We start from the raw sequence: 7,621 nt of genomic DNA, 5'->3' as shown, positions 1-7,621 counted from the left end.
CGCCCGCTCACCCCACCCCCGCACACACAGAAGGGCCCCACACGCGCAGCGTGCGGGGCCCTTCCGTCAGACGGACTTTAGAAGTCCATGCCACCCGTCGGGTCGCCAGCCGGAGCAGCAGGGGTGCGCTCGGGCTTCTCGGCGACGACGACCTCGGTGGTCAGGAACAGACCGGCGATCGACGCAGCGTTCTGCAGCGCCGAACGCGTGACCTTGGCGGGGTCGATGATGCCGGCGGCGATCAGGTCGACGTACTCGCCGGTCGCGGCGTTGAGGCCCCAACCCGACTCGAGCTCGCGGACCTTGGCGGCGACGACACCCGGCTCGAGACCGGCGTTCAGCGCGATCTGCTTGAGCGGCGCGTCGATGGCCACGCGGACGATGTTCGCACCGGTCGCCTCGTCACCCTCGAGCTCGAGGGCCTCGAGTGCGACGGCACCGGCCTGGATGAGGGCGACGCCACCACCGGCGACGATGCCCTCTTCGACGGCAGCCTTCGCGTTGCGGACGGCGTCCTCGATGCGGTGCTTGCGCTCCTTGAGCTCGACCTCGGTCGCGGCACCCGCCTTGATGACGGCGACGCCACCGGCGAGCTTCGCGAGGCGCTCCTGGAGCTTCTCGCGGTCGTAGTCGGAGTCGGTCGCCTCGATCTCGGCACGGATCTGGCGGACACGGCCGGCGATCTGCTCGGCGTCGCCGGCACCCTCGACGATCGTGGTCTCGTCCTTGGTGATGACGACCTTGCGGGCACGACCGAGCAGGTCGAGCGTCGCGTTCTCGAGCTTGAGGCCGACCTCTTCCGAGATGACCTGGCCGCCGGTGAGGATCGCGATGTCCTGCAGCATGGCCTTGCGGCGGTCGCCGAAGCCCGGAGCCTTGACGGCGACGGACTTGAAGATGCCACGGATCTTGTTCACGACGAGCGTGGCCAGGGCCTCGCCGTCGACGTCCTCGGCGATGATCAGGAGCTGCTTGCCCGCCTGGATCACCTTGTCGACGACCGGCAGGAGGTCCTTGATGTTCGAGATCTTCGAGTTGACGATCAGGATGTAGGCGTCCTCGAAGACGGCTTCCTGACGCTCGGGGTCGGTGACGAAGTACTGCGACAGGTAGCCCTTGTCGAAGCGCATGCCCTCGGTGAGCTCGAGCTCGGTGCCGAAGGTGTTCGACTCCTCGACGGTGACGACGCCTTCCTTGCCGACCTTGTCGATGGCCTCGGCGATGAGCGCGCCGATGGTCGGGTCAGCGGCCGAGATCGACGCGGTCGCGGCGATCTGGTCCTTGGTCTCGATGTCCTTCGCGTTGGCGAGGAGCTGGTCGGAGACGGCGGCGACGGCCTTCTCGATGCCGCGCTTGAGCGACACGGGGTCGGCACCGGCGGCGACGTTGCGCAGGCCTTCGCGGACGAGCGCCTGGGCGAGGACGGTCGCGGTGGTCGTTCCGTCACCGGCGACGTCGTCGGTCTTCTTGGCGACCTCCTTGACGAGCTCCGCACCGATCTTCTCGTACGGGTCGTCGAGCTCGATCTCCTTGGCGATGGAGACACCGTCGTTCGTGATCGTGGGGGCGCCCCACTTCTTCTCGAGGACGACGTTGCGGCCGCGCGGGCCGAGCGTCACCTTCACGGCGTCGGCCAGCTGGTTCAGGCCGCGCTCGAGGCCACGGCGGGCCTCCTCGTCGAAAGCAATGATCTTAGCCATGTGGTTTTTCGTCCCTCCCGGACGTCGTCTTGGGGGTCGTGCTGGCACTCAGCGTGAGCGAGTGCCAACGCCGATTCTGGCACTCGCCGGGTGTGAGTGCAACACAGTCGGGAGGCTCGTGACGACTTCCCAGGACACGTCGCGTCCGGTGGACCCCGCACCACCGCCGCGGTCACGCTCCCGGCACCGGTCACCGTCCCCGCACACGACGAACGCGCCGCCCCTGACGGGACGGCGCGTTCTGGAAGTGGTGCTGCTCAGGCGGGGCGGACGGACTCTGCCTGCGGGCCCTTCGACCCGGTGCCGACGTCGAAGACGACGGCCTGGCCCTCCTCGAGGACCTTGTAACCCGACATGTCGATGGCCGAGTAGTGCACGAACACGTCCTGGCCCCCTCCATCCACGGTGATGAAGCCGAAGCCCTTTTCAGCGTTGAACCACTTCACGGTTCCGTTGGCCATGATCTCTTGCTCCCTGGTACTGCAGTGCGGAACGACGTGATCGTCGTCTGCATGGGACTCTGACCGAACCCGCCCGATCAGGCAAGAGGTGTGACGTTGTTTCACGTCGATTCCGTCAGAAATCAACGTGCTCGAAACACGGCCGTCACACAATGCGCGGAAAACGCGGCGCGACGGCCCGCAGAACGACCGATCAGCCGGTGTAGTCGGCGCCGAGGACGACGCTCACGTCGGCGTTCGGGAACGCCGCCGACTGCTGCACGGCCGTGACGCCGAGCTGCTTCGCGATGCCCTGCGCGACCGCCGCCTGCGACGCCTGCTGGTAGTAGACGATCGTCGACGTGGAGCCCGTCGTACCGGCGTCTCCGGTGGAGGCGACCTGCCAGCCGGCGCCGGTCAGCGCCGCACTCGCCCGGCTGGCGAGGCCCGTGGTGGTCGTGCCGTTCAGGACGACGACGGTGGTGGTGCCCTGCTGCGCCGGCGTCGCGGCCGCAGCACTGCCCGACCCAGCCGAGCCGGAACCGGCGGACGAGGACGCGGACGGCTTGGACGTCGCCGAGGGCTTCGCAGTGGCGGACGCCGACGTGGAGGCCGAGGGGGAATCCGAGCTGTTGAAGGAGTAGCTGCCGTTCAGCAGCGCGAGGACGAGCACGCCGATGCCGACGAGCACACCGGTGGCGAGCGCCGCCCAGGCGAAGGCGATCCAGCCACGGCCGCGACGCTGGGCACCGCGGTGCGCACCGACCCGCGGGCCGTCGGCGACGTCGTCGAACCGGTCTCGGGGGAATCTCGTGCTCATCGTTCCTCTTCACGTCCTTCGGGAGCCGCACCGGGCGCGACGAAGCTGCGCGTCGCCCGGGCGCTGGTGCGCGCGTGACGGAGCCGCTGCAGCCGGCTGACGAGCTGCGGGTCGTACGCGAGTGCCGCGGGCGAGTCGATCACGCGGTTCAGCACCTGGTAGTAGCGCGCCGCCGACATCTCGAACTCGACCCGGATCTCCGCTTCCTTCGTGCGGTCGTGCCGTGCCCGGTCCTGCTCGAACGTCAGCACGTGCTTCGCGAGCTCACTGAGCTGGTCAGCACCGAGCTGGTCAGCACCGATCTGGTCAGCACCGATCTGGTCAGCACTGAGCTCGTCGACGCTGCGTTCGTCGGTGGGGCTGGTCACTGCGGTTCCGATCACGGTCGGGTAACGGGTCTCGCACATCGTAGGGGTGGAGTCGATCCGGACCCTGGCACGGCGCTGGACTGTCGCGAACAACGGTCACAGGTTCGGCGCGCGGAACCAGCGCACACGTGTCCCGAACGGGTCGGAGACGGCCACCGCGACCCCGTCGAGCGAGACCGTCGCGAACGAGTCCGGATCCGCCGCGTCGACGTCGTCGGGCAGCGTCGCCGCCACCCCGCGCAGGATCCCGGTGCGTTCGAGGGCGATCCAGTGCACGCCTCGCGCTCGGATCCCGTCGACGAACCGCTGCCGGTCCGCGCCCGGCACGTAGACCAGGGTCCCGGTGGTCAGGACGACCGGTTCGACGTCGTCCGGCAGGGCGTCCAGTGCACGGTCGAGGTCGCCGGGCAGCGCGCCCCGGATCCGGACGGGAGGCACGGTGAGCGTCGCGGACGCCGCCGCGCGCATCAGGGCGGTCCGGTCCGACGCCTCGGGCGGGACAGCCTCGACCAGCCGGTCGAACGCACCGGGGACCGACAGGTCGATCGGGTTCGGGTCGAGGGCCACCCGGGCGCCGACCCTGATCGGGACGGTCGCGGGTGTGGGGACGGCCCCGGATGCGTCCGCGACGAGCCGGACCGAGGGCTCGGCGACCGCCGTGTGCATCCGGAGGACCGCGGCCCCGGAGCCGACGCGGTAGTCCAGGGTCACCCGGTCCGGGATCGAGCACAGCCCGGCGGCGGCCCCGGCGTCGACCAGGCCGAGCGGACGCGCGGACCGTTCGGCGATCGCGGCGAACAGCGGGACGACCGGTGCGAGCCGTTGCGGGTCGTTGGCCTGCACCCTGGCGGAGGCGAGGGCCGCGACCAGCGCGGGGCGGGCCTCCAGGCCGAGCGCGCGCAGCGCACCCGGGTCCGACGGGTCCGCGCCCAGCTGCCGCGCGACCGCGAAGAACAGTTCCGGCTGCCGCTGCTGCTCGGGGACCTCGGCGAGGAGCGCGACGAGGGAGTCGTCGAGCGACCGTGCCCAGGCCGCGTACGACGGCGAGACCGCCTGGATGCGGTCGGCGTACGCGTCGTACCGGGCGCGGGTGTCCATCAGCGTCCGGGCCGGTGCATGCCGACGTGTCGGATGCCGGCCTCGTCGTACGGCTCCCCGAACCGCACGAAGCCGTACCGCTCGTACAGGGCGGCGACGTACTCCTGGGCGTGCAGGACGAACGGGTCGTGTCCGTGTTCGTCGAGGACGGCGGCGACGAGCCGGCCGGCAATCCCCTGCCCACGGTGTCCGGGGTCGGTCGCGACCCGGCCGATCACCCACGCCGGGGGCGCTGCGCCGTCGGGGTGGACCTCGTCGACTGCCGGGCGGATGAGCCGCAGGTACCCAACCGCATCGGTGTCCGTGCCGAACCACCAGTGCTCGGTGTCGGGCTCGCGGTCACGGCCGTCGAAGTCCTCGGCGGTGACCCGCTGCTCGAGCGCGAACACGCGGTTGCGCACGACGACGATGCCGTACAGTTCGTCCGTCGTCAGACGGGTCCAGCGGGCGTGGTGCACGGAATGCTCGGACATCGTGGCGAGTTTAGTGAAGTGGTCGGGAGTGCCCGGAAGAGCCCGGCCGGAAGCAGGAGGAACCAATGGCATACAACGTCGACAAGTCCGACGCCCAGTGGCGCGAGGAGCTCTCCCCGGACCAGTACGCCGTCCTCCGCCAGGCGGGGACCGAACGACCGTGGACCGGTGAACTCCTCGACGAGGAGCGCGCCGGCGTCTACACCTGTGCGGCCTGCAACGCGGAGCTGTTCAAGAGCGGCACGAAGTTCGACTCCGGCTGTGGCTGGCCGTCGTTCTACGAGTCGGTGAACCCGGACGCCGTGCAGCTCATCGAGGACAACTCCCTCGGCATGGCCCGCACCGAGGTCCGTTGCGCGAACTGCGGTTCGCACCTGGGCCACGTGTTCCCGGACGGGTTCGGCACCCCCACGGGTGACCGGTACTGCATGAACTCGATCTCGCTGAACTTCTCGGAGAAGTCGGGCGAGTGAGCCCCGGACGCCCTCACCGGTAGGATGAGCGGCGTCAGCCGGCATGGCGCAATTGGTAGCGCACCGTACTTGTAATACGGGGGTTGCGGGTTCAAGTCCCGCTGCCGGCCCCATATACTGCATGCGCAGGCCGCGACTCGTTCGCCGCCCGCACCGCCTTCAGCCCCGCCTCGAGCGGGGCTGTCGTGCGTCCGGGGCGGAGGTGCCGGTCGACCGGTTTCAGGGCCAGACGCCGGGCTGGTACGCGCACCGTTCGATGTCGTCGACGAGCGCGGCGAGGACACGCGCCTGCCGCGGATCCCGTTCCTCCACCGTCCGCGAGCGCACCCAGACGAACGCCAGGAGATCGGCGACCTGCAGCATGCGTGAGTGGTGACTCGGCGCGAAGTGAACGGTGTCGAGCAACCGTTCGAGCCGGGTCTGCATGTACGTTCCGGGAGTCCCGTAGGCCTGGTACACCGCGAAGCGCTCACGGTGCCGGTCTCGATCCGACCGTTCGTCCGCGATGACGAGCGCGTGCACACCCATCGCACCGGCCTTCCCGTCGACCCGCTGCAGGAGGTGCTGGAAGGCCACCTGTTCCGGCGAGTGCCGATCACGGAAGCCCCGCGCGTCCTGGTACCGACGCAACCGCCCGGGGCGGCACCCTCGGAGCAGCACGGTTGCTCCGGAAGTCACGACGGCTTCGACCACGTCGAGGAACACCTTCACGCGCACGCGTGGCGGGACGGCACTCCAAGCGCCCTTCCCGTGGAAGATCGGGTGGGCGTGGATCTCGGCCTGCGCCTCGACGCCGTACTCCTCGAGCGCCGCGACGATCTCGTGCATGCGGTGCGTGAGCCAGCGGGTCTGTGCCGCGTCCGCCATCACGGCGCCGAAGCCGTAGAGGTCCGGCTTGAAGGATTCGTCGACGAAGCAGAGCAGCACGGTGGAATACTGCCGTACAGAAGGTGTGGAGGGGGTGCGACGCACTGCCCTTGATGAAGCGATGCCCCGGGCGAAGTCTCGCCCGGGGCATCGGCACACGGAACGCGGATCAGGGGGCGTTCCGGGCGCTGGACGCGGTAACCAGCCGGTCGTGCGACGAGGATGACACCTCACCGACCCGCGCGTCCACACCCTGACCCCACATCCGCGGAAATCCGCACGATGTGCACGAACGCGCCGGGGTCCTGTCCGCTCAGCGCCCGCCGGTGATCTTCCGCTCCCGCTGCGCGACGCCGGCCGTGCCGTAGGGGTAGTCGTCGATGCGGGGAGCGCTGGCGTCGGTCAGCCGGTCGAGCTCGTCGTCGGTGAGCACCAGGTCCGCGGCACCGAGGTTGTCCTCGAGCTGCGACAGGGTGCGGACGCCGAGGATCACGCTCGTGACCGCGGGACGGGCCAGCAGCCAGGCGAGCGCGACCTGCGACTTCGACGCGTCGTGGGCGTCGGCCACCTCGGAGACGGCGTCGAGCACCTCCCACGTGCGCTCGTCGCCGTTGCGGGCTTCCCACGCCTCCATGCCGCGCTGCGGGTTCTCGCCCAGGCGGGTGGCGCCGGACGGGGCCTCGTCGCGCTGGTACTTGCCCGAGAGCCAGCCGCCGGCCAGGGGCGACCAGGGCAGCAGGCCGATGCCGGCGTCGAGGCAGGCGGGCACGACCTCGTGCTCGATGTCGCGGACGAGCAGGTTGTACTGCGGCTGCAGGGTGACGGGCGGCGCCCAGCCGTGGGCCTTCGCCTCGTAGACGGCCTTGGTGACCTGGTAGCCGAGGTAGTTCGAGAACCCGTAGGAGCCGATCTTGCCGGCGGCCACGGCGTCGTCGAGGAACCGCAGGGTCTCGTCGATGGGGGTCAGGGCGTCCCACGCGTGCATCTGGTACAGGTCGATGTGGTCGACGCCGAGCCGCTCGAGCGAGGCGTCGAGGGCCACGCGCAGGTGTCGTCGGGACAGGCCGAGGTCGTTCGGGCCGTCGCCCTGCGGGAACCGGCCCTTGGTGGCGAGGACGACCTGCGCGGCCTCGGTGGGGTGTGCTGCGAGCCAGCGGCCGATGATCCGCTCGGACTCGTTGCCGGAGTAGACGTCCGCCGTGTCGACGAGCGTGCCACCGGCGGCCACGAAGGCGTCGAGGATGGCGTGTGAGGTGGGTTCGTCGGCTTCGCTGCCGAACGTCATGGTGCCGAGGGTCAGCGTCGACACCGATGTCCCGCTGTTGCCGAGGAGTCTGTAGTCCATGGCGGGGACGGTACGCCCGGTGCCGTCCGACCGAGGG

The 7,621-nt window shown here is 70.1% G+C and carries 9 protein-coding genes and 1 tRNA gene; 2 read left to right on the top strand and 8 right to left on the bottom strand.

Annotated elements, in window-relative coordinates; translation table 11 throughout:
• Positions 1 to 77: 77 nt before the first annotated feature.
• From groL to DEJ12_RS03820, 6 genes are all read right to left on the bottom strand, one after another.
• The gene (gene groL / locus DEJ12_RS03845; protein WP_017888048.1) at positions 78 to 1,700 is read right to left on the bottom strand and encodes a chaperonin GroEL; all 1,623 of its coding nucleotides are present in this window, start codon (positions 1,698 to 1,700) and stop codon (positions 78 to 80) included.
• Between the two features lie 257 nt (positions 1,701 to 1,957).
• A complete protein-coding gene (locus tag DEJ12_RS03840) occupies positions 1,958 to 2,161 on the bottom strand; it encodes a cold-shock protein (RefSeq protein ID WP_017888049.1) in 204 nt (67 codons plus the stop codon).
• A 193-nt stretch (positions 2,162 to 2,354) separates the two neighbouring features.
• On the bottom strand, positions 2,355 to 2,960 hold the full coding sequence (locus tag DEJ12_RS03835) for a LytR C-terminal domain-containing protein (protein WP_111029072.1): 606 nt from the start codon (positions 2,958 to 2,960) through the stop codon (positions 2,355 to 2,357).
• Positions 2,957 to 3,328 (bottom strand): DUF3263 domain-containing protein, encoded by a 372-nt coding sequence (locus tag DEJ12_RS03830; protein WP_258370512.1) that lies wholly within the window; start codon positions 3,326 to 3,328, stop codon positions 2,957 to 2,959. Before DEJ12_RS03830 ends, DEJ12_RS03835 begins: the two co-directional genes overlap by 4 nt.
• Positions 3,329 to 3,424: 96 nt before the next feature.
• Positions 3,425 to 4,426: a DUF2332 family protein gene (locus DEJ12_RS03825; RefSeq protein WP_111029070.1), complete on the bottom strand. Its 1,002-nt coding sequence runs from the start codon at positions 4,424 to 4,426 to the stop codon at positions 3,425 to 3,427.
• A complete protein-coding gene (locus DEJ12_RS03820) occupies positions 4,426 to 4,899 on the bottom strand; it encodes a GNAT family N-acetyltransferase (protein ID WP_111029069.1) in 474 nt (157 codons plus the stop codon). Before DEJ12_RS03820 ends, DEJ12_RS03825 begins: the two co-directional genes overlap by 1 nt.
• A gap of 65 nt (positions 4,900 to 4,964) precedes the next feature.
• Here DEJ12_RS03820 and msrB point away from each other — a divergent pair, with 65 nt between their 5' ends.
• Both msrB and DEJ12_RS03810 read left to right on the top strand, forming a co-directional pair.
• Positions 4,965 to 5,372 (top strand): peptide-methionine (R)-S-oxide reductase MsrB, encoded by a 408-nt coding sequence (gene msrB, locus DEJ12_RS03815; RefSeq protein ID WP_027466599.1) that lies wholly within the window; start codon positions 4,965 to 4,967, stop codon positions 5,370 to 5,372.
• Positions 5,373 to 5,409: 37 nt separating this feature from the next.
• Positions 5,410 to 5,485, top strand: a tRNA-Thr gene (locus DEJ12_RS03810).
• Between the two features lie 106 nt (positions 5,486 to 5,591).
• On the opposite strand, the gene DEJ12_RS03805 is transcribed toward DEJ12_RS03810, so the two are convergent.
• Positions 5,592 to 6,299 carry a DUF3800 domain-containing protein gene (locus tag DEJ12_RS03805; RefSeq protein ID WP_181433050.1) on the bottom strand — a complete coding sequence of 236 codons (708 nt, stop codon included), beginning with the start codon at positions 6,297 to 6,299 and terminating at the stop codon, positions 5,592 to 5,594.
• A 253-nt stretch (positions 6,300 to 6,552) separates the two neighbouring features.
• The gene (locus DEJ12_RS03800; protein ID WP_111029067.1) at positions 6,553 to 7,584 is read right to left on the bottom strand and encodes an aldo/keto reductase; all 1,032 of its coding nucleotides are present in this window, start codon (positions 7,582 to 7,584) and stop codon (positions 6,553 to 6,555) included.
• Positions 7,585 to 7,621: the final 37 nt, after the last annotated feature.

Origin of the sequence: Curtobacterium sp. MCLR17_059 (assembly GCF_003234665.1) — a bacterium.
Classification (GTDB): domain Bacteria; phylum Actinomycetota; class Actinomycetes; order Actinomycetales; family Microbacteriaceae; genus Curtobacterium; species Curtobacterium flaccumfaciens.
Note: the sequence above shows the minus strand (reverse complement) of the source record. Positions and strands in the feature narration are given on the sequence as shown.

Excerpts from the sequence above, each read along its gene's own strand:
- groL (WP_017888048.1), bottom strand. The coding sequence starts at position 1,700 with ATGGCTAAGATCATTGCTTTCGACGAGGAGGCCCGCCGTGGCCTCGAG.
- DEJ12_RS03840 (WP_017888049.1), bottom strand. The coding sequence starts at position 2,161 with ATGGCCAACGGAACCGTGAAGTGGTTCAACGCTGAAAAGGGCTTCGGC.
- DEJ12_RS03825 (WP_111029070.1), bottom strand. The coding sequence starts at position 4,426 with ATGGACACCCGCGCCCGGTACGACGCGTACGCCGACCGCATCCAGGCG.
- DEJ12_RS03800 (WP_111029067.1), bottom strand. The coding sequence starts at position 7,584 with ATGGACTACAGACTCCTCGGCAACAGCGGGACATCGGTGTCGACGCTG.
- msrB (WP_027466599.1), top strand. The coding sequence starts at position 4,965 with ATGGCATACAACGTCGACAAGTCCGACGCCCAGTGGCGCGAGGAGCTC.
- DEJ12_RS03835 (WP_111029072.1), bottom strand. The coding sequence starts at position 2,960 with ATGAGCACGAGATTCCCCCGAGACCGGTTCGACGACGTCGCCGACGGC.
- DEJ12_RS03820 (WP_111029069.1), bottom strand. The coding sequence starts at position 4,899 with ATGTCCGAGCATTCCGTGCACCACGCCCGCTGGACCCGTCTGACGACG.